This is a genomic window from Bradyrhizobium sp. OK095, from assembly GCF_900109945.1.
Taxonomy (GTDB): Bacteria; Pseudomonadota; Alphaproteobacteria; order Rhizobiales; family Xanthobacteraceae; genus Bradyrhizobium.
The window spans coordinates 24,971-47,255 of sequence record NZ_FOBX01000008.1 but is presented as its reverse complement, the minus strand read 5'-3'; the positions used below and the strand labels follow the sequence as shown (position 1 = coordinate 47,255).

The window sequence follows — 22,285 nt, the reverse complement described above, 5'->3', positions numbered from 1 at the left end:
TCGCGAGGCAGCGAAGCAACCCAGGGGGCTGGGCAGGTTCTGGATCGCTTCGCCGCTTCAGCCCCAGCATTTGCGCTTGGGCCGAAACTCACCTCACACGACGTAACTCGTAAAAACTTCTAGAAAGACAGCGACGACACGATCCGGACCTTCTGGCCCGGATCGAGCTTCTGCACACCGAGGGCGACGATCTTGGCGCCCTCGTCCACACCGCTGGTGATGACGACGTCGTTGCTCTCGTAGGATTTCACCACGACCGGCTTCAGCGTGACCGCGCCGTTGTCGTCGACGACGTAGAAGGAGGGCTTGCCGCCTTCGTTGAACAGCGCCGACAGCGGCAGCCGCGCAACGCGCTCGGTGGCGGCGTCGGACAGCGTCAGTGTCGCGGTCATGCCGAGCGAGACCTTGTCGTCAGCCTCGGGCAGCGAGAATTTTGCGAGATAGGTGCGTGTCGCGGAATCCGCGGTGGGCGCGATCTCGCGCAGCTTGGCCGTATATTTCTTGCCCGGCTCCGACCAGAGAGTGACGCTGGCGGCGCCCGACTTGGCACGTCCGACCAGCGTCTCAGGGATCGCGACGACCGCTTCCTTCTCGGCAAAGCGGGCGACACGGATCGAGGTCTGGCCTGCGGCAACCACCTGGCCGGGCTCGATCAGCGTCGCGGTGACGACGCCACGGGCGTCGGCGTTGAGCGTCGCGTAGGAAAGAGAATTCTTGGTCAGCTCGACCGAGCGTTGAGCGCGGTCGAGACGCGCGCGGGCCTCATCGGCGGCGGCGCGGCTCGAATCCATCGCCGCATCCGTGGTCCAGCCCTTGGCCTTCAGATCCTTGGCGCGCTGCTCGGCAGCGGAGGCCTGGGCCAGCACGCCGGTCGCAGCGGTCTGCTCGGCGACGGCCTGTTCGGCCTGGAGTTTCAGGTCGATCTCATCGAGCGTCGCGAGCGGCTGGCCGATTTCGACGGTCTGGCCGACTTCGACCAGGCGCTTGTCGACCTTGCCGGCGACGCGGAAGCCGAGATCGCTCTCAATCCGCGGCCGGACGGTGCCGACGAAGCTACGCTCCGGGGTCTCGGCATCATAATGCGCGGCTGCGACCAGAACCGGCCGCGGCGGCTCAGCCTTTTGCGCCACGGTATCATTACATCCGGCCAGGGAGGCGGCCATCAGGGCCAGCGACACACCTGCCAAGAGCCTGGAATAGCTCGATAAAACTGACCGGACGAACATCGAAGGACACTCCTGCCTCTGCAATGAGAGGAATGTCGACTAATCACTGATGAAAGTCAATATTCGTCAGTCATCAGGAAAGCGTGATCGTTAACGGGTGGTAAGGATTGGAAGCCTACCCCTGCCGCGTCGCGGCTGATGGAATCACATCCCCCGCATGACGCAGGCATTCACCCCGTTAAAGGTCCGGTTATTTCGGCCGGTTCTGCCGTTGTTGGAGCATTTGGCCCAGAGCGCTTCGACGTCCTTCACGCTGCGCTTCTGCCCGGGGGTGCCTGACGGCCCGGGCTCAGCTGCCGTGGGGCGTTCGGCAGGCGGTTTTGCCGCAACGGGCGGGGCCTCGCGCCGCGCCGGCTGCTTGGCCCGGACGCGCACGCAGGTGTTGTCGTCGCCGAGTTCGAAGCCGGCCCCGCAGGTGATTCTGACACAGTCTTCGCCGCTTGGACGGAAACCGTGCTCGCAGATCAGCGGGCAAACCCGGACCGGACGGCCGCGAACGGCGTCCAGCGCATCGAGGCTTGCAAGCTTCACATCGAATTTCGTCCCGGCATTCTTGTTGAAGAGCTGAAGCGACCGTTGCGCGGCATCGTTCCAGGCGCCGGTGACCTCAGCTTTCAGGCAGCCGACGCGACGCAGCTCTCCTTGCAGGAGACGGGGAATATCGGACGCCGTCTGCTGTGCCGGCTTGGCAGCGCCATCGACATCGGGAGACAAGGCTGCCAGTTGGGTCGCAGCTTTCGTGTCGCCCGCCTTTCCGTCGTCGGTGGCAGCCTTTGCCTGCTCCGCAAGTTGCCGCGCGCGCTCGGCTTCGGCCGCCTTCTGCTCAGCCACTTTGGCTTCCGCAGCTTTGGCCTCTGCAACTCTGGCCTCAGCAGCTTTGGCCGCGTCCTCGCGCGCTTTCTTCTCAGCCGCAAGACGTGCCTGTTCGGCAGCCCGGGCGTCTTCGGCGGCCTTGGCCTTGGCTGCCTGCTCAGCTGCCAGCCGGGTTTGCTCCTGCGCCTTTGCCTCGGCAAGCTGCCTCGCGCGCTCGGCCTCGGCCGCCCTCTGCTCCGCCGCCATAGCCTCAATAGCTTTGGCCTCAATAGCTTTGGCTGCGTCCTCTCGCGCCTTCTTGTCAGCCGTGAGACGCGCCTGTTCAGCGGCTTTGGCGTCTTCGGCGGCCTTGGCTGTCTGCTCGGCAGCGAGCCGGGTTCGCTCCTGCGCCTTTGCCTCGGCAAGCTGCCGCGTGCGCTCAGCCTCGGCCGCCCTCTGCTCGGCCGCTTTGGACTCCGCCGCCTTGGCTGCGTCTTCACGCGCCCTCTTCTCCGCCGCAAGACGCACCTGTTCGGCAGCCCGGGCGTCTTCGGCGGCCTTGGCCTTGGCTTCGGCGACCTTCGCGGCTTGCTCCTCACGGGCCTTTTTCTCGGCCGCAAGGCGCGCCTGCTCGGCAGCCTTGGCTTCCTCCGCAGCCCTGGCCTTGGCTACCTGCTCGGCGGCGAGCCGAGCTTGCTCCTGCGCCTTTGCCTCGGTGACCCGCCGCGCGCGCTCGACCTCGGCTGCCTTCTGCTCGGCTGCTTTAGCCTCCGCGGCCCTGACGGCATCCTCACGTACCTTCTTTTCGGCGGCGAGGCGCGCTTGTTCTACGGCCCTGGCAGCGTCCGCAGCCTTGGCGTCCGCAGCCTTGGCATCCGCAGCCTTCGCCGCAGCAGCCTTGTCAGCCGCGGTCCTTGCCTGCTCCTCCGCAGCCCCCGACCGCGCGGTCTCCTCCGTCAGCTTACGGCGCTGCGCCTTGGCCAGCTCGGAATAGAAGCTGTGAGGATAGGTCGCGATGAAGGATGCCCACACGTCCGGCGTACTGATCTGAAGCGCCAGTTCATAGGCGCGGCGGATCTCGGCTTCGCTATCCCTGGCCGGCGCCGCGAGTTCAACCAGCGCGAGATCCTCGCCGCCAAGCGAGCCATACAGGAACGGCTCCTGCCTGTTGTTGGTCGTCCTGAGTACCTCGTCGCGCACGAAACCGAATGCCTTGCGCAGATCCAGCCCCGGGCGCGGCAGATATTTGATCAGCGCGGCCGTGAACGGGCTGTTCTTGTTGTCGCCATCGGCGGCGGTCGATCCGGCCTTGGCCGCGAAGGCGACCAGCGTGTTGGCTCCGATTGGCTCGACGCGCGCGAGCCCGCGCTCGATCGCGCGCGACGCCGAGGTCCGCTTCATGATCTTGCTGAAGGGATTGTCCCGACAGGCATCGAGGATCACGAGCCGCAGCCGCTTGGCGGGCTCGATCACCGTCAATAGCCGGTCGAGCGGAATCGCCTCGTCAAAGGCATCGATATCGCGCTCCAGCAGCGCATCCGTCGGAATGATGTAGTTGGTCCCATCGATCTCGATGCCGTGCCCGGCAAAATAAAGCACCGCAATGTCGGCATCACGGCTGCGATCAGAGAAATCGCGCAGTGCGCGCCGCAACTCCACGACCTTGAGGTCGCGCTTGAGCTCGACAAGGTCGAAGCCGGCGCCCTTCAACGTCGCGGCCATGACCTCCGCATCGTTGGAGGGGTTCGTGAGCTTGACGACGTTCTGATAGGCGGAATTGCCGATCACCAGCGCGACACGTTTCGCCGCCAGCGCGGGTTGGGCCAAAAGCATCAGAGCGCAGAGCGCCGACGCGAATGTGCTCGCGGCCCACATCAAAATAAAGAATCCCTCAGACAGGCAATATGGAACCGTAACATCGAACGGTTGAGAAGGCGACACGGCTCGCCGAAGGAATGTGAGCGTCCTCACACAGTACGACGCCCACCCCAATCGAACGGAAACGGGTTGATGCCCGGGGACCCCGCCAGCGCTGCCTTACCGCCCCTGTTCGGCGAACTCGTGCTTGGTCTCGTGGCCGCCGACGAAGACCAAAATGCTGGCGATCAGGGGCAGCACGGCGAGCACGAGCAGGCCGGTCGAGGTCTGGCCGGTGGCTTCCTTGACCCAGCCGATCAGATAGGGCCCACCGAAGCCGGCGAGATTGCCGATCGAGTTGATCAGCGCGATCGCGCCGGCGGCCGCGGTGCCTGACAGCCAGGCGGTCGGCAGGGTCCAGAACACGCCGAAGACGCAGAACACGCCGATGGCGGCGAAGGTCAGCGCCACCATCGTCATGACGGGGTCGGTGAGATAGCTGGAGACAGCGAGCGCAATGGCGATCAGGATCATGGGCGCACCGACATGCATCACGCGCTCGCGCGTCGCATCCGAATGCCGCGCCCACAGGATCATCGCGATGGTGCCGAACACATAGGGGATCGCGGTGACAAAGCCGGTCTGCGCATTGGTGAGTCCGAACGCCTTGACGATCTGCGGCAGCCAGAACTGCATGCCATAGAGCGCGCCGACGAAGCCGAAATAGACCAGGCTCAGCATGATCACCTTCGGCGACGACAGCGCCTCACCGAGCGACAGATGCTTCACGGCCTGCTTGGCCGCGATCTCGGAATCGAGCTTCGCCTTGAGCCAGGCCTTCTGCTCGGCTGAGAGCCAGTCCGCCTTCTCCGGCCTGTCAGTGAGGTAGAACCAGGTGACGATGCCGAGCAGCACCGAGGGGATGCCCTCGAGAATGAACAGCCACTGCCAGCCCTTCAGGCCCATCGCACCGTCGAGCCCAAGCAGCAGGCCCGACACCGGCGCGCCGATCACGGTCGAGATCGGCACGGCGATGGCAAAGGCCGCGAGGAAGCGGGCGCGATATTCGGCCGGAAACCAATAGGTCAGATAAAGGATGATGCCGGGGAAGAAGCCGGCTTCGGCCACGCCGAGCAGGAAGCGCAGCACGTAGAAGCTCGTGACACCGCTGGTGAGCGCCATCAGCGCCGAGATGATGCCCCAGGTCACCATGATGCGGGCGATCCAGCGGCTGGCGCCGAACTTCTCCAGCGCCAGATTGCTTGGCACCTCGAAGATGAAATAACCGATGAAGAAGATGCCGGCGCCCCAGGAGAAGATCAGCGGCGTGAACTTGAATTCCGCGTTCATGGTCAGCGCGGCGAAGCCGAGATTGACCCGGTCGAGATAGGAGAAGAAGTAGGCCAGCACCAGGAACGGAATCAGGCGCCAGGAGATGGCGCGAATGGTCGAACTCTCGATTTCCGACTTGGCTGCGCCGGCGGAACCGGCATAGGTCGTGGTCTGGCTCATGGCTTCCCCCCGGGTTGTTGCTTTTGTGAGCTGATCCGGGGTTTTGAGCATCGCGGGCAAAGAGTCAATGGAGCAGGCAATGCACGGGACGCAGCCGGTCAACACCATTGCGCCGCTACGGACATCGCTGGTCCGCGCCGCCCTCGCGCTGGTCGTGATCGCCAGCGGACTGGGCTTGCGCTGGTACGGCTTTCCGCTCGGCCTGCCCGCCTTCGTCGTGAAGTATGGCGGCTCGCTGCTGTGGGCGACGATGGTGTTTCTGCTGGTCGGGGTTTTGCTGCCGCGACTTTCTCGGACGCAGATTGCAGCCATCGCTGTGGCAATCGCAATCTTGGTCGAGCTCTCTCGCCTTGTGCACACGCCATGGCTCGACGCGTTCCGGCTCACCGCGGCCGGCGCCTTGCTGCTCGGGCGCATCTTCTCGCTGTGGAATATCGTGGCCTACATGATCGGCATTGCGCTCGGTGTCTGGCTGGATCGGCTCATGGAGATGCGCAGGGCAGATAAAGGCTAGCCAGCCAGCTTTTTCCTGGTGGCGCGGAGAATCTCATCTGACAATTTGGGATCGCTCACGGCGCGGGCGAGCACAACCGCTCCGACCAGAGAAGCAAGGGTCACGATCGCATCCTCATCGCGCTGGCGTTGCCTCGCCCCCGGACAGATTCGGGCGCTGAGCCACCCGATCATGCCCTTCACGCCGGCGGTAAATCGTTCCCGCGCGCCCTGGCTTTGGCGCTGCATTTCAGAAGACAGGGCCGCAAACGGGCAGCCGCTTCCCGGATCGTCCCGGTGCGCCGGCGAGAGATATTCCGAAACGTAATCGCCGACCGTGGTCATTTTACTGAGTTCTCGTCCCTTGGAGGCGATTGCTTCGGCGATGGCTTCTTCGACAAGCCGCTGCTTGGAACCGAATTGGCTGTAGAGGCCGCCGTGGGTCATGCCGGCCGCTTCGGTCAGCGCGTCGACGCCGGCGCCGGAGATCCCGCGCTCCCGGATCAGGCGCGAGGCCGCCGCTAGAATCCGGTCGCGGTTGTCGGCCGCCTTTTCCTTGGAAACACGCATGTCGAAGGTCCTGAATCAGAGGGTCTTGACAATTATAATTACGACCGCCATCTAATTCAATCATTACGATCGCAATCAAAACCGACGGCGCGGCGCCGATCATCAGGAGAAGGTCATGACCAAAGCAAAGATTGCTCTCGTGACAGGTGCCTCGTCGGGCATCGGCGAAGCCACGGCGCAGCGGCTGGCGACGGCCGGCTACAAGGTCTACGGCACCAGCAGACGCGGAGTTCAGGCCGGCAAGCGATCGTTCGAGATGCTGGCCCTCGACGTGACCAGCGACGAATCCGTGGCGGCGGCGGTCGGCGAGGTGATCCGGCGTGATGGTCGCATCGATCTGCTCGTGAATAACGCCGGATTCGGCGTGGCCCCCGGCGGCGCGGAGGAGAGCTCGATCGAGCAGGCCCGGTCGATCTTCGAGACGAATTTTTTCGGGCTGATCCGGATGACGCGCGCCGTGCTGCCGCAGATGCGCCGCCAGGGCAGCGGCCGCATCATCAACATCAGCTCCGTCCTTGGCTTTCTGCCGATGCCGTATGGGGCGCTCTATGCGGCGACCAAGCACGCGGTGGAAGGCTATTCGGAATCGCTCGACCACGAGCTGCGCACGCGGGGTATCAGGGTCTCCCTCATCGAACCCGCGTACACGAAGACGCCGTTCGACGCGAACTTCATCGAGCCGGACGTCAAGATCGACGACTATCGCGAGGCACGTGCGGGCGTGAGCAGGCGGGTGAATGAGGTCATGGCAACCGCCGAATCGCCGGATGTGGTCGCCGAAACCGTGTTGAAGGCGGCGAACGCGACGCATCCGAAAATTCGGTACGCAGCCGGCAAGCTCGCGAACCGTCTGCGATTTCTTCGCAGATTTGCGCCCGCTGGCCTGGTCGATTCCGGGATTCGAAAGGACCTCCGGCTCGATGCGCCGCAGGCGTCACCGTCCCCCCGTCCCGCACGCGCTTTTTGACGGCATGCGGGCGCCGCCGCTCCCGGCGCAGACCCATCGGACACAGAGACATGAAAGCACTCACCTTCAAGCGTTATGGCAAAGCCGATCAGCTTGCGTTCATCGATACGCCCCGGCCGACGCCAAAGCCGGATGAAATTCTGGTTCAGGTCCACGCGGCCGGCTTGAATCCGATCGACAACATGATTCCGCAAGGAGCATTCAAGCCGATCCTGCGCTTTCAACTCCCGGCCACGTTGGGCAGCGATCTGGCCGGGGTCGTGGTGGAGGTCGGAAATCGCGTCACCCGCTTCAAGCCGGGCGACGAGATCTTCGCCAGCATCTTCGACCTCGGCACGGGCGCGCTCGCTGAATTCGCGGTCGTTCCCGAGACCGCCGCCGCGCTCAAGCCGCCCAACCTGGACTTTGTGCAAGCGGCGTCCATCCCGATGGTCGCACTGACGTCGTGGCAAGCGCTGAATGAGCGTGCGCGCCTCAAGCCCGGCCAAAAGGTATTCATTCCGGCAGGCTCCGGCGGCATCGGCACGTTCGCGATCCAACTCGCGAAATATCTTGGCGCCACGGTGGGAACGACGACCAGCAGCGGAAACGTCGATCTGGTGCGCAGCCTCGGCGCCGATGACGTGGTCGATTACAACAAGCAGCAGTTTGAGACGGTGCTGCGGGACTACGATGCCGTGCTGGGCACAATCAGGGGCGACGCGATCGAGAAATCCCTCGGGATCTTGAAGGGTGGAAGCACCATCGTCTCACTCATCGGACCTCCGGACGCCGCATTCGCCCGTGCCCGAGGCATGAATTTCTTCATGGTGTTCCTGTTCGGCCTGCTGAGCCGCAAGATCATCCGCGGCGCCGGAAAACGCGGCGCCGAATATTCATTCCTGTTTGTGCATCCGGACGGCGGTCAGCTCTCGCAGATCGCCGAGATTCTCAAATCGGGCCACATTCGGCCGGTGATCGACAAAGTATTCCCATTTGCGCAGGCAAAGGACGCCCTCGGCTACCTTGCAAAAGGCAGGGCCAAGGGGAAAGTCGTTGTCCAGATGAGGTAGGGTCACCCCACGCTCATTCCGCGAGCTGAAACCGCTCGAAGCGATCGAGCTCGTCCTCGATCTTGCGCTTGAGCTCCTTGCGCCCCGCGGTCTTCTTCCCCTCCCCGATCCAGGTCCATTTCTGCATCAACAGCTTCTTCGCCTGCCGGTCGGTCTTGAGGTCGAGCGCGGCGACGATCTCGTCGCCGACCAGCACGGGGAGCGCGAAATAGCCGAGCTTACGCCTGGCCTTCGGCACATAGGCCTCGAACAGATGGTTGTAGCCGAAGACGAGATTGGTGCGCTTGCGCTGGATGATCAGGGGATCGAACGGCGACAGGATGTGGACGAGATCCGGCGACACCTCGCCGCTCGCTTCAAGCGCCGCGGGCGCGGCCCAATGCTCCTGCTTGCCGGCGCCGTCGATCGCGACAGGCACGAGCTCACCGCGGCGGACTCGCGAAGCAATCAGGCCTGCGACCGCCTTCTTGCTCGGCGCATCCAAATGGCAGATCGAATCCAGGCTCACCGCACCTTGCGAGCGCAGCGCGCGGTCGAGCAGATAGACCGTGATGTCCTTGCTCGATGCCGGCTTCGGCAGCTTGTCCCAGCCGAAATGGCGGGTCATCAGCTCATAGGTCTTGAGCATACCCTGGCGCTCGCTGACGGTCGCAACGCCCGTGTAGAAGGCGAGCTGCAAGGCCCGCTTGGAGGGCTTGCGGCTCTGCCAAAGGTGCTCTTTCTCGGTGAGCACGTCGTCCTCGATGTCGCGGATCGTCAGCGGGCCGGCGCGCAGCAGCCGCATCACCTTGCGCGTGTCGGCAGGCTTCACCGAAGCATACCATCTGTGCCCTTCACGCTTGTGCTCGCGCATCGCCGGCAGGAAGAAGCGGAAATCGCCAGCCGGCACATAAGACAGCGCGTGGGTCCAGTATTCGAACACGCTTCGGTCGGCGCTCTGGGCCTGGCGCAGATCGGCGCGGCGGTAGGACGGAATGCGGCTGAAGAGGATATGGTGGTGGCAGCGCTCGATCACGTTGATGGTGTCGATCTGTACATAGCCGAGATGGGCGATCGCATCCGCCACGGCTGCCGCGCCCTCCCCGAACGGCGCGCGCTCGTCCAGCCTCTGGGCGTGGAGCCAGATCTGCCGGGCCTGCGTCGTGGTGATCGGAAGCGGTTTGGGCGAGCGTGACATTGCGAGGGGCAATGTAGCGGGATTCGCGCCGGGAAAAAGAAGCGGGCCGGAAACTACAAAAGAAAAAGCCGCGCTGCCATCTGCTGACAGCGCGGCCGGACGGTGCGCGCCTTGGCGCCTACTTCATCATCATGGCCTTCTGCGCCTTCATGTAATGCATGCAGCCGCCCTTCATCTTGCCATTGCTCATGTCCATGTTGGCCATGGCCATTTCCTTGTTGGCCGCGACCTTGGCAGGCGTGTCGGCCGTGCCCATCATCATGGCTGTCGATTTCATCATGTTATCGCCGGTGCACGCCATCATGGCGGCGGATGCGGGCGACAGGGAAAGAGCGAATGCGGCAAGGGCGGCGGCGGTCAGCAAGATCTTCATCGAAAAGTCTCCTCCGTAAAAACCAAACCGGCGCCATGCCGGTATTCGTTAGTACGTTTTTCCAGGAGGAATGTTTCGCGGAGAAGAAATTTTTCTTGCTGCGGTGCGAAGCGAATGAGCCTAGCGGCCATCCTTCGGCGCCTTGGGCCGGTCACCAACGCTGCCGGTGGCGACATCAGGCTCGCACGAGGCCCTGCCGCGCCCCTCCCCCTGGCAGCGATAGACGCTGCCGGTGAGACGGTCGACCAGCCACATGTTCTCGTCGGTCGGCCCGTCGAGGCCGGCATAGCGGGAGGTCAGCCCGGTGATCAGCGTCGACAGCAGGATCGCCACGGCAATCATCGCCGCACCGATATAGATGGGCATGGAGCTCAGCGAGACGGTCCGATCCGGCGGACCATTGCGATAGGACTGGTAATCACGCTGATAATCACTTGGCCTCGGCACTGGACGGAACTCGGCTCCCCTCGTCTACGATTGGTGGCGAGAACTCCTGCTAGGCGCGCATCTGGCCGAAAGCTTGTTCGCGGGCGGGCCATGCGGCGACGGCTTTGCGACGATCGATGTGCATAGGTTCTGACGAGATGAGGCGGCCCGAAGGACCGCCTCGACCTTTGCGATGATTCCGATCTCAACGGCGGCCGAACAATCCACCCATCATGTGACCGAACACAGCACCGGGCCCGGCCATACCGCCGCCACCACCGTGAGCGCGACGGCTGCCACCGCCGCCGGAAGAGCGGTGACGCGTCGGCTCGTCTTCGGAGTCGTCCGACGAGGAGACGCGGCTGGAGACGATCTCGGACTGCATCGCCTTGTGCTGGAGCTTGTTGAGATAGCCGGTCGCGGGATAGCCGCGCGCCGCCTGCCAGCGCTTCATCACGGAGCGGGTCTCCTCGTCGAACTTGCCGGTCGCCTTGACGTCGAAGCCGAGGCCGCTGAGGCGGCGCTGCACGTCGCGGCGCTGGTTCTTGTCGAGGCCGATCTGGTCCTCGGAGACCTGGTCGGCTGCGTCGGTGAAGGTGGCGGGATCGACGCCGGCGGTGAGATTGCGCGTCGTCGTCGAGGGCCCGTCCTGGAGCGCGGCAATGCGGGCGAGCGCCAGCGGCTTGAAGGTGCCGTTCGGGTAGTTAGTGAGGTAGGCGTTGAGCTCCTCGATCTTGTTGGTGTCCTTGATCGAGCGCCAGAACTCGAGCTCGACTTCACCGGCCTGGGCGACTGGCATCGGCGTAGCCACATCCGTCGTGCTCGCGGCAGCCGGATTGAGATAGACCGTGCCGGTGAGATTGGTGTGGCCCCAGGGCAGCTGCGCCTTGTTGGTCTCGTCATTGACCTGGGCGCGGACCTTGGTCATCGCCTGCTGGATCTCGAGGCCGGGGGACGCGATGTTGGCAAGGAGCGCGCGGGTAAAGGGGCTGTTGGTGCCGGCCTCGCCGTCGAGCGCGGTCTGGCCAGGACCGGTCGCGAACGCGATCAGCGTGCCCTCGCCCGACTTCATCTCGGCAAGGCCGCTTACGACGTTGACGGACCGCGTCGCCTTGGCCGAACGGATTTTTGCGGCAAAGGGATTGTCGCGGCAGGCATCGAGGAACACGAGCTTCACCTTGGCATCCGCCATGGTCTGCTCCAGCGTCAGATCGACATTGATCGCCGCGCCGAGCTTGACGTCCATCTCGGATTTGAGGTCGGCGTCGATAGGCAGCAGGTAATTGGTGCCGTTCACCGCGATGCCGTGGCCGGCATAAAAGAACAGCGCCACATCGGCGCCTTCGCTCTTCTTGCCGAACTCGAGCAGCTTCGCCGTCATGGCGTCGCGGGTGAGGTTACTGCCCTCGACCACATCGAAGCCGACATTGCGCAGCACCCGCGCCATCGACTTGGCGTCGATCGCGGGGTTCGGGAGCTGCGGGACATTCTTGTAGGCGGCGTTGCCGACCACGAAGGCAACGCGCTTGTCCGCGAGCGCCGCGTGACCGCTGAAGACGAAGGCTGCGAGAGACATTGCCGCGAGCAAGAAACGCATGGTCTTTCTCCCCAGATCCAGAACCACCGATGCGCCCAGTGTGATCTCCCCCACGGTCGCTGAATGTGATCTAGATCACGTTGGGATAGCCGCAGATCAAACCGGCCCCAAAAAAGACTCGACGATACCTGTTCGGCTGCTCAGGCAGCCCTCCCTGGCCCCGGTCGCGCGGTCCGAAACGCCGCAAAATGCGCTAGGATAGGCTCGGAAGCCCCTCTCGCCACCGTGACCAGGATCACATCAGGGCCTTTGAACCTGCCCTAGGCTCGCAGCATCAAATCGCCATCAGGCGTAACAGCGAGGATACGACAATGACCCGTTTTGATAAGTTCTTTGCACTGAAGGCGATTACCCTCACGGCCGCGCTGTCGATGACGGCGGGCTTGGCGCTGGCCGGCGACAGCAACGTCTCCGCAGGCCAGATCCTGGATGCGCTGAAGCCGAAGCCGGCGACCCGCGGCCTGTCCGCCGGTCCGCAGGCCGATCCGGCGGTGCAGGCCAAGGAGGCGACGTTCCTGAACACCGTGCGCAACCGCTCGACCCGGTCGCTCTCGATGGGCGAGCGCGACCAGATCGCCGAGCTCGCGGCGACCAAGCCGAAGATCGATCTGGAGATCCAGTTCGACTACAATTCGGCCGACATCGCCAAGACCTCGGTGCCGTCCGTGCAGGCGCTCGGCAAGGCACTGTCCGATCCGGCGCTGAAGGGCTCGACCTTCGTGGTCGCTGGCCACACGGATGCGGTCGGCACCGAAGAGTACAACCAAGGCCTCTCCGAACGGCGCGCCGACACCATCAAGAAATACCTGGTGCAGACCTACGGCCTCACCGGCACCGATCTCGTCACGGTTGGCTACGGCAAGACCAAGCTGAAGGACACCGCCAACGGCGCCGACCCGGTCAACCGCCGCGTCCAGGTGGTGAACATGGATACCAAGACCGCGTCGAAGTGATCGCTACATCGACAGGCTGCTTGCCGCTCGAGCGGCGGGCGGCCTGCATCAAATCAGAGAGCACGACCGGCACGATGACGCGGTAGCACCACGCTTGCCCATTTTTCGTGGGACGCGCCGCATGGCCTCTTTCGATATGGCCTCTTTGGATTGATTTTAGGACAGGTCCCATGAAGACGCACACTTTCGGAATTGCCGTCGCAAGCCTTTTCCTGACCATGTCGACGCTGCCGGGCCGGGCTGACGACACGGCGACAGCGCCGGGTTCGGCTCCCGCAGCTGCGCAGCCCGCGCAACCTCCCGAAAGCGTACCGCGTCCGGCAATCGTTCCGAAGACCGCCGAACCGGTCGCGCCACAGGCGTCGAGCGAGCCCGCGCCGCGGACGGCGCCACGGCGATATGTCCAACGCCATCACCGCCGCTACGCTTACTGGCGGCCTTTCCCGGTCTACTGGCCGCACGTCTACCGCAGCCAAATTGTCTGGAATCGGATTCCCTGGTTCAGGTTCTGAGCGGCGTCAGATCCAGCTCGAGAACAGCATCAGCCGGTTGAAGGTCTGCATTGACGTGCCGATGAAGGCCGCCGAGATCGGCAGCATCACCGCAAAGCCAATGGCGGCGACGCCGACATAGGCCCACAGCAACCAGCGCGGCAGGCCCTCCCTGCGCAACACATAGACCAGTGCAAGCGACGCGACGGCTGCCGCCGGCAAATAGTAGTAGATGAAGCCGAGCGTGCGCGGCAGCAGCGCCCAGGCGAGCCACGAGCCGAAATAGAACGCTGCGATCAGGAACGCATCCCAGCGGCGCGCGACGACGACGTCGCACAGCACCACCGCGAGCGCGGGCAGTGCCAACCACAGCACCAGCGGGTTGCCGAGGAAGACGATCGCGGAGACGTTGTCCTCCGCGGTCTTGTCGAACAGGAACCACACCGGGCGCGCCAGCAGCGGCCAGGACGGCCACGAGCTCATATAGGTATGGCCGGCGATCGCAGTCGTCGTGTTGTCGGCAAAGATCCGGCGCTGCGCCTCGATCAGATCCGGCAGCGACAATCCATAGAGCGGAACGAAGCTGGCGAGATATGCCAGCGCCGGCAGCACGGCAAAGCAGAGCGCGACATGAGCCGCGCGAAAGTCGGGCCAGAGATCGGGCCGATACCAATCGTCCGGCTTCGCGTCAGCGAACAGTGTACGCCAGCCCTGCATCAGCCGGATCAACGCGACGATGGCGATGCAGACGCCGAGCGGAAACAGGCCGCTCCATTTGCAGGCCGCGGCGAGACCGAATAGCGCTCCCGCGAGCGCGAACACCGCATGCGGCCGTTGCTTCCGAAATCCATGCATGAATGCGGCAATCGCGAGCAGGCCGAAGCCCAGCGCAAAGATGTCGAGCATCGCGATGCGCGCCTGCACGTAGACCATCTGGTTGAACGCAGCGATCAGCGCCGCCGCGATCGCGGGCCCTTGCGCGGCAAACAGCGCAAGCCCGCACAGATAGATCGCGACGATCGCGAGCGCGCCGAACAAGGTCGCCGGGTAGCGCCAGCCGAGCGCATTGTCGCCGAAGGCCGCGATCGATGTCGCCATCAGCTCTTTGGCCAGCGGCGGATGCATCGGATTGAGCATTGGTTGCGACATCGATGGCGCCAGCATCTGCCGCGCAGCCGGCACATAATGCACCTCGTCAAAGACGAACTTCTCCGGCGTCGTCAGGCCGATCAGCAGCGCCAGATGCGAGATCAGGAAGATTGCGACAGCAATCACTGCGCTCCGCGACATCTTCGGAACCGCAGGCAATTCGAGCGACTGCTGTGGGGCTATTTTGCGTGGCAAATCTGCTTCACCGCGGAGAAAAACAAAGACGGCACTTTTCATTGAACGCATTCTGCCGCAACTGTCACTAAGCATAACGCAGGACCCGCGCCGCTTGTGATAATTTCGCCACATCGGAAGCGCGCGCGATCCGGTACGATCAGGGGCACATCGATCGGTTGCGAAATGAATTTGCGTTTCTGGCTTTTCCCAACTCTGTTGTCGGCCGCATTGTGCGCATCGCTTGGCGCGCAAGCGCAGACACGCGTCGGCGAAGCCGTATTGATCCAGAACGACGTGGCGCGCGTGGCCGCGACCACCACGCCGATCAATGTCGGCGACAGCATGCTGCGTGACGAGACCGTGCGCACCGGCGCCGACAGCGCGGCACGCTTCGTCATGGCCGACAGCACCAACCTGTCGCTCGGCCCCAGCGCCACGCTGAAGCTCGACCGCACCGTCTTCAACGACGAGCACAGCTATCGCGACGTCGCGATCCGCATGACGACAGGCGCATTCCGTTTCGTCACCGGACATTCGGAGAAGACCGCCTACAAGATCACGACACCGCTCGCGACCATCGGCGTGCGCGGCACCACGCTCGACATCCTCTCCCAGCGCGGGCGCTCCGTCGTCGTGCTGCAGGACGGTGCCGCCAGCGTCTGCACGACGAGCTTCCAGTGCGTGCAGCTGACCCAGCCCGGCGACACCGCTGTGATCACCTCGACCGGCGGCAAGATCTTAATCAGCAAGACCAACACGCCGCCATGGACCTTTGCAGCGAACTGCGCTGCGAGTGCCGGGCTGTGCTCGGTCAACCAATATGCCGATGCCTCGCCGACCATCACGCCCGCCGTCCATGACGACGGCATGCTGTGCGGACGGTGATGATGGCGAACGTCAGGCGCTTCATCCTCGCCGCTACATTGACCGCGACTGCCGCGTTTGCGTTTCTCGCGTTCGATGCGCGATCGGCCACCCTCCAGGCGGCGGAGTGCGAATCCGAGTGCGGTGGGCCGACGCCCTACCCGACCTATTCGCCGTCGCCGACGCCGACATACACGCCGACTCCTTCTCCTTCGCCGAGCCCCTATCCGTCGCCCTCGCCGAGCCCGTATCCACCGACGGGCCCGACCGGCGCGGATTCCAGCGGCAATTCGATCGGCGGCCTCGCCAACCAGCGCTTCAACCAGATGATCACCAACCGGGTGCTCGGCACGGTGCTGCTCGGCGTCAACGAGCAGGTCAATTGCAGTGATTGCATCAGCGCGTTCGGCTCGGCCGGCTCGTTCTCGGCCGGCATCCACGGCCGCAAGGAGCTCACCAACAATCTGTCGCTGCTCGCGGGCATCGCCTACACGCAATACAACGAAGGCGGCTACCACATCACCAGCGCGCCGATCGGCGCCTTCGCGCTGCGCTACGACTTCACCGACTGGGGCTCGTCGCGCCCGTTCTTCGACATCGGCACCATCCTGACGCCGTGGGAGAAGGCGCGCTACACCCGCAGCTACAACACCAGCCTCGGCCCGGTCACCGTCTCCGGCTCGACCAACGCCTCGAACTACGCCGTCTACGGCCGCGCCGGCTGGATGAGCCGGGTGTCACCGCGCGACGAGGTCGCCGCCTCGATCGAGGTCTGGCAGCTCTGGCAGCGCGTCTCCGGCTACTCGGACAGCGCAGTGGCGTTCAATCCGTTCGACGCCAATATTGCGACCGGCACCGATCGCACCAGCCTCGTCAAGATCGGCGGCCAGTGGACGCATCTGTTCGGGAGCAACATCGAGACCAATATCAATGGCGGCTGGGTGCAGTCCTTCGCCAGCCATAGCGGCATCGTCGCCACCGTGACCGGCGACGGCACGGTGGTGCCCACCATGGGCAACCAGGGCTGGTTCGAATATGGCGGCCGCCTCGGCTTCCGCGTGCAGAAGGGCTGGATCGTGGACCTCTTCGCCAACGGCACGCTGGGCCCGCAGCCGGTCGGCAACACCATCCACGGTGGCGTGGGGCTGCGGATCAATTATTAGCGGCGCGGGCACAGTCTCGTAGGGTGGGCAAAGCGAAGCGTGCCCACCACTTCTCTCTCAACCGAGGCAGATGGTGGGCACGGCGCAAGCGCGCCTTTGCCCACCCTACGGCACCTGCGTTGGCCTCACGCCGCCGACTTGCCCTCGAACGCGCGGCGCAGCACTTCCACATCCAGCTTCACCATCTTCAGCATGGCCTGCATCGCGCGCGCGGCCGCAGCCTTGTCGGGGCTCGTGAGGAACTCGAACATCACCTTCGGCACGATTTGCCAGGACACGCCGTAGCGGTCATGGAGCCAGCCGCACTGCTCTTCCTTGCCGCCATGAGCCAGGAACGCATTCCAGACGCTGTCGACCTGGGCCTGATCGTCGCAATGGATCATCAGCGAGAGGGCGTGAGTGTATTCCATCTTCATGCCGCCGTTGAGCGCGACCAGCGGCTGCCCCGCCACCGTGAACTCGACGACGAGCACCGAGCCTGTCTTGCCCGACGGGTTGTCCGAAACGTTGCGCTGAACGTGCGTGATCTCCGAATTCGGAACCAGCGAGACGTAGAACTTCGCGGCTTCCTCGGCGTCGCCGTTAAACCACATGCAGGGCACGACCTTGGACATCGTCAATACTCCTCTTGGTTGTTCGATCTCGTCGGGCGTCGATCAGGCGTTCGCCATCGCGGGCTGGGCGGGGGCCGCCGCGAGGTCCATCCAGTTCACACCCCACATATGGCCATCCGGATCCTCGAAGCTGCGGCCGTACATGAAGCTGTACTCATCCTTCGGGCTGGGATCGGCCACCCCGCCCATCGCCTCGGCTTTGCCGACGATATCGTCGACCTCGTTGCGACTGTCCGCGGACAGGCAGAACAGCGCCTGGTTTGAGGTCTTTGCATCCGCGATCGGCTTCGGCGTGAACTGGCGGAATTTGTCGTGCGTCGTCAGCATGACGTAGATGGTCTCGGAAAAGACCATGCAGCTCGCCGTGTCGTCGCTGAACTGCGGGTTCCTGGTTGCACCGACCGCTTCGTAAAATACGGTCGCGCGCTTGAGGTCGGTCACCGGCAGATTGAGGAAGATCATCCTGGGCATAGAAAGCTCCTTGGGCGGGGTTCTGCCCAAGGACGGATGGGCCGGCGGCCACCCGACATCGCTTCCGGATATTTTTTAGAGGCCGCATCTGCGTGGTTCTGTCGCACAGAACCAGCAGGCGTTTCGGCAGCGCCTTACTTCTTCTCGTTGGGATCCCGGTGAATGGGATCGACCCACAGCACGGTCTCGGGCTTCTCGATCGGCTCGATGTCGAGATTGATCGCGACCGCCTCGCCATCGCTGCGCACCAGCACGCATTCCAGCACCTCGTCCGGGCTGGCGTTGATCTCCTGATGCGGCACGTAGGGCGGCACGAAGATGAAATCGCCGGGGCCGGCCTCCGCGGTGAATTGCAGGCTCTCGCCCCAGCGCATCCGCGCCTTGCCCTTCACCACATAGATGACGCTTTCGAGATGGCCGTGGTGATGCGCACCGGTCTTGGCGTCGGGCTTGATGCTGACGGTGCCCGCCCACAATTTCTGCGCGCCGACGCGGGCGAAATTGATCGCGGCCGCGCGGTCCATGCCGGCCGTGGACGGCACGTTGGTATCGAGCTGATTGCCGGGAATGACGCGCACGCCGTCATGTTTCCAGCGATCGTCATGATGATCGTGGTCATGGTGGGAATGCGTGTGGTCATGGCCGGTCATGATTCTTGCTTTCTGTTGGTTCCGTGCGGGCGAAACTAACCCAAAGCCGCGACATCAAGCCATACCAAAATCGGAACTCTCGTAGTCATCGGGCGTTGTTATCGCGAGCAAACCGAAAGGAGAATTTCATGGGTAGCACGAGCGACAAGATCAAGGGCACCGCCAACGAAGCCATCGGCAAGGCCAAGCAGGGCATCGGTGAAGCCACCGGTTCCGAGCGCCTGCAGGGCGAAGGCGTTGTCCAGGAAGTGAAGGGCAAGGGCCAGAAGGCCATGGGCGACGCCAAGGATTCCGCGAAGGAAGCGATTGACCGTGCCGCTGCGGCAGCAAAGCGCGCAGCCGAGTAGCGCGTACAAGACTGAAAATGAAAAGACCGGCCGAAAGGCCGGTCCTTTTGTTTGCGTGGTGACCTGCGCTCACTTCACCGCGAGCAATTCCACGTCGAACATCAGCGTCGCGTTCGGCGGGATCACGCCGCCGGCGCCGCGGGCGCCGTAGCCAAGTTGCGGCGGGATGATCAGCGTGCGCTTGCCGCCGACCTTCATCGTGGCGACGCCCTCATCCCAGCCGCCGATGACGCGGCCCTTGCCGATCGGGAATTCGAACGGCTCGTTGCGATCGACCGACGAGTCGAATTTCTTGCCCTTCTGGCCGTTCTCATAAAGCCAGCCGGTGTAGTGCATCACGCAGATCTGGCCGGGTTTCGGCGAGGCGCCGGTGCCGACGACGCTGTCGATGGTCTGCAAGCCTGAAGCTGTGGTCATGGTCTTTCCTGCGGTCTGGGCCGAGGCCGTGGTGGAAACGAAGCCGGACACGCCGCCGATCACAGTGATCGCGAGTGCCGACATGATGGCGAGGAGCACGCGCTGGAAACGCTGCATAGAACACCTTCCGTTTGAGGCGGGAGGTGTCTAGCGCAATGCGATGGTCGTTTCCAGCCCTCGAACCTCGATCAATAGCCGAGCGCGCAGCCGTCCTTGCGCGGGTCGGAACCGCCGGTGAGCGTACCCTTGTCCCAATCGATCCAGATTGCCTGGGCGCCGCCGAGCGGACCGACCACGCTGGTGGTCTTGTGGCCAAGCTTCTTGAGGCCCTCGACGATCTCGGCCGGGACGCTGTCCTCGAGCTGGTATTGGCCCTCGTAGTGCAGACCACGCGGCATGTCGATCGCCTCCTGCACGTCGCAGCCATAGTCGAGCATGTTGGTCAGGAGATGAGTCTGACCGGTCGGCTGATATTGTCCACCCATCACCGCGAACGGCATCACGGAGCGGCCGCCCTTGGTGAGCAGGCCCGGCATGATCGTGTGCAGCGGGCGCTTGCCGCCTTCGATGCAGTTGGGATGGCCGGGCTGGATCCGGAAGCCGCCAGCGCGGTTCTGCAACAGCACGCCGGTCTTGTTGGAGACGATGGCCGAGCCGAAGGAATGCGCGACCGAGTTGATGAACGAGCAGACGTTGCGGTCCTTGTCCACCACCGTGATGTAGATGGTCGAGGGATTCATCGGCGGCGCGACGTTCGGAAGGTCGAGCATGCCGTCCATGCGGATCTTGCTGATGTACTCGTCGGCAAAGCCCTTTTCGAGCATCTCGGCGACGTTGATCTTCATGTGCTCGGGAGAAGCGATATGCATCTCGCGGTTCATGTAGGCGATGCGCGCGGCTTCGGCTTCGAGATGGAAACGCTCGACGCTGAGCGGCGCGTACTTGGTCAGGTCGAAGCGCGAGAGGATGTTGAGCATCAGCAGCGCGGTCACGCCCGGGCCGTTCGGCGGGCACTGCCAGACGTCGTGGCCCTTGTACATGGTGCCGATCGGCGTCGTGGTCTCGGTGGTGTGCGCGGCGAAATCGTCGAGCGTGTGCAGGCCGCCGATGCCGCGCAGGGTCTCGACCATGTCCTCCGCGATCGCGCCCTTGTAGAAGGCATCGCGGCCGTCCTTGGCGATCGCACGCAGCGTCTTGCCGAGCTCGGCCTGGCGGATGACGTCGCCGGCCACCGGCGGCTTGCCGCCCGGCAGCAGGTAACGCGGAGTGTTGGTGCCAGCTTTCAGCTTCTCGAACTGGTTCTTCCAGTCGAAGGCGATACGGGGCGCAACGACATAGCCCTCCTCGGCCGCCTTGATCGCGGGCTGGAGCAGCCGGTCGAAGCCGAACTTGCCGTGATCGCGCAGCACGGTCGCAAACGCGTCGATCACGCCGGGGACCGAGACCGCATGCGCCGAGGTCAGCGGCACGGACGTGATCTTGCGCTCAAGATACCAGTCGGCATTCGCCGCCTTGGGCGCCCGGCCGGAGCCGTTATAGGCGACGATCTTGCCCTCGCCGCGCGGCTGGATCAGCGCAAAGCAGTCGCCGCCGATGCCGGTCGATTGCGGCTCGATCACGCCGAGCACGGCCGAACCCGCCACCGCCGCGTCCACTGCCGTGCCGCCCTCGCGCAGCACCTCGATCGCGGCCAGCGAGGCCTGCGGATGCGAGGTCGCGACCATCGCGTTGGTGGCGTGGACCGTGGACCTGCCGGGGAAGTGGAAGTTTCTCATCGAATTCTTGCTCTCGTTAGGGCCCTTGGGGCCGTGGGCGCACTTGGCGCGCCATCTCGGAAAAACCCGGCCTACATGACACATTCCGGCCCATCCGGGCAATGCTGGCATACCAGGGAAATGGCTGCCATCCGCTGGGCGTATAGACGGCTGTTAACCTTCGGCCATGCGGGTTTTCTGGGCGCTGCCCGCCTGCTAAACGAGCCGCCATGATCACCAAGGTCGCCGCCTTCTATCAATTCGCCGCCCTGCCCGATTACCGCGAGCTGCGCGAGCCGCTGCGCGCGTTCTGCGCCGGCCTTTCGCTGAAGGGCAGCGTGCTGCTGGCGGGCGAAGGCATCAACGGCACGATCGCCGGCGCGCCCGAGGCGATCGATGCCTTCACCCACGAGCTCGCACACGGCGTCCTGTTCGACGGCCGGTTGAACAATCTCGAACTGAAATTCTCGACTGCCGAAGCGATGCCGTTCGGCCGGCTCAAGGTGCGGCTGAAGAAGGAGATCGTCACGCTCGGGGACGAGGCCGCCGATCCGACGCGGCAGGTCGGCACGTATGTCGAGGCCGCCGAGTGGAACGGGTTGATCTCGGCACCCGACACACTGGTGCTCGACACCCGCAACGCCTTCGAAGTGGCGATGGGGACGTTCGAGGGCGCGCTCGATCCCGACATCAAGAGCTTTGGCGAGTTCAAGGATTTTGCCGCGCAAAAGCTCGATCCGGCGAAGCATCGCAAAATCGCGATGTTCTGCACCGGCGGCATCCGCTGCGAGAAGGCGAGCGCGCATCTGCTGGCGCGCGGCTTTGCCGAGGTCTATCACCTCAAGGGTGGCATTCTGAAATATCTGGAAGAAGTGCCGGAGGCGCAGAGCCGCTGGCGCGGCGAATGTTTTGTGTTCGACGAGCGCGTCGCGCTCAGTCATGGCTTGCGTGAACGGGACAAGGGGCACGGCCGTGACGAATGAGATCAAGAGTCTGGGCGAGCGCATCGACGCGCTGGAGACGCGCATCGCCTATCAGGACGACACCATCGAGACGCTGAACCAGACCATCACCGCGCAGTGGAAGCAGATCGACGCGCTGACGCGGAAGATCACGGAGCTCGGCGACCGGCTTCAGGAAGCCGAGGCGAATACGCCGGGCGCAGCCAACGAGCGCCCGCCGCATTATTGAGCT

Annotated in this window: 24 protein-coding genes; 10 read left to right on the top strand and 14 right to left on the bottom strand. The window is 64.1% G+C overall.

The features are described from left to right. Window positions 1–119: 119 nt before the first annotated feature. The 3 genes from BMW89_RS21340 to BMW89_RS21330 form a co-directional block, all read right to left on the bottom strand. Window positions 120–1,226: an efflux RND transporter periplasmic adaptor subunit gene (locus BMW89_RS21340; protein ID WP_092028984.1), complete on the bottom strand. Its 1,107-nt coding sequence runs from the start codon at window positions 1,224–1,226 to the stop codon at window positions 120–122. A 144-nt stretch (window positions 1,227–1,370) separates the two neighbouring features. Continuing rightward, window positions 1,371–3,851, bottom strand: coding sequence for a caspase family protein (locus BMW89_RS21335; protein WP_244547646.1), 2,481 nt, complete (start codon window positions 3,849–3,851; stop codon window positions 1,371–1,373). Window positions 3,852–4,055: 204 nt separating this feature from the next. Further along, on the bottom strand, window positions 4,056–5,387 hold the full coding sequence (locus BMW89_RS21330; RefSeq protein ID WP_092028982.1) for an MFS transporter: 1,332 nt from the start codon (window positions 5,385–5,387) through the stop codon (window positions 4,056–4,058). A 79-nt stretch (window positions 5,388–5,466) separates the two neighbouring features. Between BMW89_RS21330 and BMW89_RS21325 the strand changes: the two genes are divergently transcribed. Then, on the top strand, window positions 5,467–5,901 hold the full coding sequence (locus BMW89_RS21325) for a ribosomal maturation YjgA family protein (protein ID WP_177196225.1): 435 nt from the start codon (window positions 5,467–5,469) through the stop codon (window positions 5,899–5,901). On the opposite strand, the gene BMW89_RS21320 is transcribed toward BMW89_RS21325, so the two are convergent. After that, window positions 5,898–6,449 carry a TetR/AcrR family transcriptional regulator gene (locus tag BMW89_RS21320; protein WP_092028980.1) on the bottom strand — a complete coding sequence of 184 codons (552 nt, stop codon included), beginning with the start codon at window positions 6,447–6,449 and terminating at the stop codon, window positions 5,898–5,900. The genes BMW89_RS21325 and BMW89_RS21320 overlap by 4 nt on opposite strands. 115 nt (window positions 6,450–6,564) lie before the next feature. On the opposite strand from BMW89_RS21320, the gene BMW89_RS21315 reads away from it, so the two are divergent. Continuing rightward, a complete protein-coding gene (locus BMW89_RS21315; protein WP_092028979.1) occupies window positions 6,565–7,416 on the top strand; it encodes an oxidoreductase in 852 nt (283 codons plus the stop codon). A gap of 50 nt (window positions 7,417–7,466) precedes the next feature. Further along, complete coding sequence (locus BMW89_RS21310) at window positions 7,467–8,468, top strand: NADP-dependent oxidoreductase (protein WP_092028978.1); 1,002 nt, start codon at window positions 7,467–7,469, stop codon at window positions 8,466–8,468. Window positions 8,469–8,481: 13 nt separating this feature from the next. On the opposite strand, the gene BMW89_RS21305 is transcribed toward BMW89_RS21310, so the two are convergent. The 4 genes from BMW89_RS21305 to BMW89_RS21290 form a co-directional block, all read right to left on the bottom strand. Continuing rightward, window positions 8,482–9,645: a winged helix-turn-helix domain-containing protein gene (locus BMW89_RS21305; RefSeq protein WP_092028977.1), complete on the bottom strand. Its 1,164-nt coding sequence runs from the start codon at window positions 9,643–9,645 to the stop codon at window positions 8,482–8,484. Between the two features lie 118 nt (window positions 9,646–9,763). After that, complete coding sequence (locus tag BMW89_RS21300) at window positions 9,764–10,018, bottom strand: hypothetical protein (RefSeq protein ID WP_092028976.1); 255 nt, start codon at window positions 10,016–10,018, stop codon at window positions 9,764–9,766. A gap of 120 nt (window positions 10,019–10,138) precedes the next feature. Next, entirely contained in the window at window positions 10,139–10,384 is a 246-nt protein-coding gene (locus BMW89_RS21295) for a hypothetical protein (RefSeq protein ID WP_092028975.1), read from the bottom strand. A gap of 265 nt (window positions 10,385–10,649) precedes the next feature. Beyond that, window positions 10,650–12,041, bottom strand: coding sequence for a caspase family protein (locus tag BMW89_RS21290; protein WP_177196224.1), 1,392 nt, complete (start codon window positions 12,039–12,041; stop codon window positions 10,650–10,652). A gap of 311 nt (window positions 12,042–12,352) precedes the next feature. On the opposite strand from BMW89_RS21290, the gene BMW89_RS21285 reads away from it, so the two are divergent. Together BMW89_RS21285 and BMW89_RS21280 are read left to right on the top strand one after the other, a co-directional pair. Continuing rightward, the gene (locus BMW89_RS21285) at window positions 12,353–12,994 is read left to right on the top strand and encodes an OmpA family protein (RefSeq protein WP_092028973.1); all 642 of its coding nucleotides are present in this window, start codon (window positions 12,353–12,355) and stop codon (window positions 12,992–12,994) included. A 170-nt stretch (window positions 12,995–13,164) separates the two neighbouring features. Next, a complete protein-coding gene (locus BMW89_RS21280; RefSeq protein WP_092028972.1) occupies window positions 13,165–13,506 on the top strand; it encodes a hypothetical protein in 342 nt (113 codons plus the stop codon). A 6-nt stretch (window positions 13,507–13,512) separates the two neighbouring features. On the opposite strand, the gene BMW89_RS21275 is transcribed toward BMW89_RS21280, so the two are convergent. Continuing rightward, entirely contained in the window at window positions 13,513–14,943 is a 1,431-nt protein-coding gene (locus BMW89_RS21275; RefSeq protein ID WP_092029315.1) for a phospholipid carrier-dependent glycosyltransferase, read from the bottom strand. A gap of 51 nt (window positions 14,944–14,994) precedes the next feature. On the opposite strand from BMW89_RS21275, the gene BMW89_RS21270 reads away from it, so the two are divergent. After that, window positions 14,995–15,696: a FecR family protein gene (locus BMW89_RS21270; protein ID WP_177196223.1), complete on the top strand. Its 702-nt coding sequence runs from the start codon at window positions 14,995–14,997 to the stop codon at window positions 15,694–15,696. A gap of 2 nt (window positions 15,697–15,698) precedes the next feature. Continuing rightward, a complete protein-coding gene (locus tag BMW89_RS21265) occupies window positions 15,699–16,838 on the top strand; it encodes a hypothetical protein (protein WP_244547644.1) in 1,140 nt (379 codons plus the stop codon). A gap of 125 nt (window positions 16,839–16,963) precedes the next feature. Here the strand turns inward: BMW89_RS21265 and BMW89_RS21260 are convergent, their stop codons facing one another. The 3 genes from BMW89_RS21260 to BMW89_RS21250 all read right to left on the bottom strand — a co-directional run bounded on the left by BMW89_RS21260 (window position 16,964) and on the right by BMW89_RS21250 (window position 18,573). After that, on the bottom strand, window positions 16,964–17,452 hold the full coding sequence (locus BMW89_RS21260; protein ID WP_092028969.1) for a VOC family protein: 489 nt from the start codon (window positions 17,450–17,452) through the stop codon (window positions 16,964–16,966). Between the two features lie 42 nt (window positions 17,453–17,494). Further along, window positions 17,495–17,923, bottom strand: a complete 429-nt coding sequence (locus tag BMW89_RS21255) for a VOC family protein (RefSeq protein WP_092028968.1) — start codon at window positions 17,921–17,923, stop codon at window positions 17,495–17,497. 134 nt (window positions 17,924–18,057) lie between these two features. Then, entirely contained in the window at window positions 18,058–18,573 is a 516-nt protein-coding gene (locus BMW89_RS21250) for a cupin domain-containing protein (RefSeq protein WP_092028967.1), read from the bottom strand. A gap of 128 nt (window positions 18,574–18,701) precedes the next feature. Between BMW89_RS21250 and BMW89_RS21245 the strand changes: the two genes are divergently transcribed. Next, a complete protein-coding gene (locus BMW89_RS21245; protein ID WP_092028966.1) occupies window positions 18,702–18,920 on the top strand; it encodes a CsbD family protein in 219 nt (72 codons plus the stop codon). A gap of 69 nt (window positions 18,921–18,989) precedes the next feature. Here the strand turns inward: BMW89_RS21245 and BMW89_RS21240 are convergent, their stop codons facing one another. Next, window positions 18,990–19,454: an FKBP-type peptidyl-prolyl cis-trans isomerase gene (locus tag BMW89_RS21240; RefSeq protein WP_092028965.1), complete on the bottom strand. Its 465-nt coding sequence runs from the start codon at window positions 19,452–19,454 to the stop codon at window positions 18,990–18,992. 71 nt (window positions 19,455–19,525) lie between these two features. Further along, on the bottom strand, window positions 19,526–21,112 hold the full coding sequence (gene ggt, locus BMW89_RS21235; protein WP_092028964.1) for a gamma-glutamyltransferase: 1,587 nt from the start codon (window positions 21,110–21,112) through the stop codon (window positions 19,526–19,528). 209 nt (window positions 21,113–21,321) lie between these two features. Between ggt and trhO the strand changes: the two genes are divergently transcribed. Further along, window positions 21,322–22,074, top strand: a complete 753-nt coding sequence (gene trhO / locus BMW89_RS21230; RefSeq protein WP_092028963.1) for an oxygen-dependent tRNA uridine(34) hydroxylase TrhO — start codon at window positions 21,322–21,324, stop codon at window positions 22,072–22,074. After that, window positions 22,064–22,282: a SlyX family protein gene (locus BMW89_RS21225; RefSeq protein ID WP_092028962.1), complete on the top strand. Its 219-nt coding sequence runs from the start codon at window positions 22,064–22,066 to the stop codon at window positions 22,280–22,282. The genes trhO and BMW89_RS21225 overlap by 11 nt, the downstream gene beginning before the upstream one ends. Window positions 22,283–22,285 lie beyond the last annotated feature (3 nt).

What these genes read in the sequence shown, in the direction of transcription:
- BMW89_RS21325 (WP_177196225.1), top strand. Translation starts at nt 5,467, where the DNA reads ATGCACGGGACGCAGCCGGTCAACACCATTGCGCCGCTACGGACATCG.
- BMW89_RS21305 (WP_092028977.1), bottom strand. Translation starts at nt 9,645, where the DNA reads ATGTCACGCTCGCCCAAACCGCTTCCGATCACCACGACGCAGGCCCGG.
- BMW89_RS21315 (WP_092028979.1), top strand. Translation starts at nt 6,565, where the DNA reads ATGACCAAAGCAAAGATTGCTCTCGTGACAGGTGCCTCGTCGGGCATC.
- BMW89_RS21270 (WP_177196223.1), top strand. Translation starts at nt 14,995, where the DNA reads ATGAATTTGCGTTTCTGGCTTTTCCCAACTCTGTTGTCGGCCGCATTG.
- BMW89_RS21260 (WP_092028969.1), bottom strand. Translation starts at nt 17,452, where the DNA reads ATGTCCAAGGTCGTGCCCTGCATGTGGTTTAACGGCGACGCCGAGGAA.
- BMW89_RS21330 (WP_092028982.1), bottom strand. Translation starts at nt 5,387, where the DNA reads ATGAGCCAGACCACGACCTATGCCGGTTCCGCCGGCGCAGCCAAGTCG.
- BMW89_RS21290 (WP_177196224.1), bottom strand. Translation starts at nt 12,041, where the DNA reads ATGCGTTTCTTGCTCGCGGCAATGTCTCTCGCAGCCTTCGTCTTCAGC.
- BMW89_RS21335 (WP_244547646.1), bottom strand. Translation starts at nt 3,851, where the DNA reads ATGCTTTTGGCCCAACCCGCGCTGGCGGCGAAACGTGTCGCGCTGGTG.
- BMW89_RS21275 (WP_092029315.1), bottom strand. Translation starts at nt 14,943, where the DNA reads ATGTGGCGAAATTATCACAAGCGGCGCGGGTCCTGCGTTATGCTTAGT.
- BMW89_RS21255 (WP_092028968.1), bottom strand. Translation starts at nt 17,923, where the DNA reads ATGCCCAGGATGATCTTCCTCAATCTGCCGGTGACCGACCTCAAGCGC.
- ggt (WP_092028964.1), bottom strand. Translation starts at nt 21,112, where the DNA reads ATGAGAAACTTCCACTTCCCCGGCAGGTCCACGGTCCACGCCACCAAC.
- BMW89_RS21320 (WP_092028980.1), bottom strand. Translation starts at nt 6,449, where the DNA reads ATGCGTGTTTCCAAGGAAAAGGCGGCCGACAACCGCGACCGGATTCTA.
- BMW89_RS21240 (WP_092028965.1), bottom strand. Translation starts at nt 19,454, where the DNA reads ATGCAGCGTTTCCAGCGCGTGCTCCTCGCCATCATGTCGGCACTCGCG.
- BMW89_RS21245 (WP_092028966.1), top strand. Translation starts at nt 18,702, where the DNA reads ATGGGTAGCACGAGCGACAAGATCAAGGGCACCGCCAACGAAGCCATC.
- BMW89_RS21265 (WP_244547644.1), top strand. Translation starts at nt 15,699, where the DNA reads ATGGCGAACGTCAGGCGCTTCATCCTCGCCGCTACATTGACCGCGACT.
- BMW89_RS21295 (WP_092028975.1), bottom strand. Translation starts at nt 10,384, where the DNA reads ATGCCCATCTATATCGGTGCGGCGATGATTGCCGTGGCGATCCTGCTG.
- BMW89_RS21285 (WP_092028973.1), top strand. Translation starts at nt 12,353, where the DNA reads ATGACCCGTTTTGATAAGTTCTTTGCACTGAAGGCGATTACCCTCACG.
- BMW89_RS21280 (WP_092028972.1), top strand. Translation starts at nt 13,165, where the DNA reads ATGAAGACGCACACTTTCGGAATTGCCGTCGCAAGCCTTTTCCTGACC.
- BMW89_RS21310 (WP_092028978.1), top strand. Translation starts at nt 7,467, where the DNA reads ATGAAAGCACTCACCTTCAAGCGTTATGGCAAAGCCGATCAGCTTGCG.
- BMW89_RS21250 (WP_092028967.1), bottom strand. Translation starts at nt 18,573, where the DNA reads ATGACCGGCCATGACCACACGCATTCCCACCATGACCACGATCATCAT.
- BMW89_RS21340 (WP_092028984.1), bottom strand. Translation starts at nt 1,226, where the DNA reads ATGTTCGTCCGGTCAGTTTTATCGAGCTATTCCAGGCTCTTGGCAGGT.
- trhO (WP_092028963.1), top strand. Translation starts at nt 21,322, where the DNA reads ATGATCACCAAGGTCGCCGCCTTCTATCAATTCGCCGCCCTGCCCGAT.
- BMW89_RS21300 (WP_092028976.1), bottom strand. Translation starts at nt 10,018, where the DNA reads ATGAAGATCTTGCTGACCGCCGCCGCCCTTGCCGCATTCGCTCTTTCC.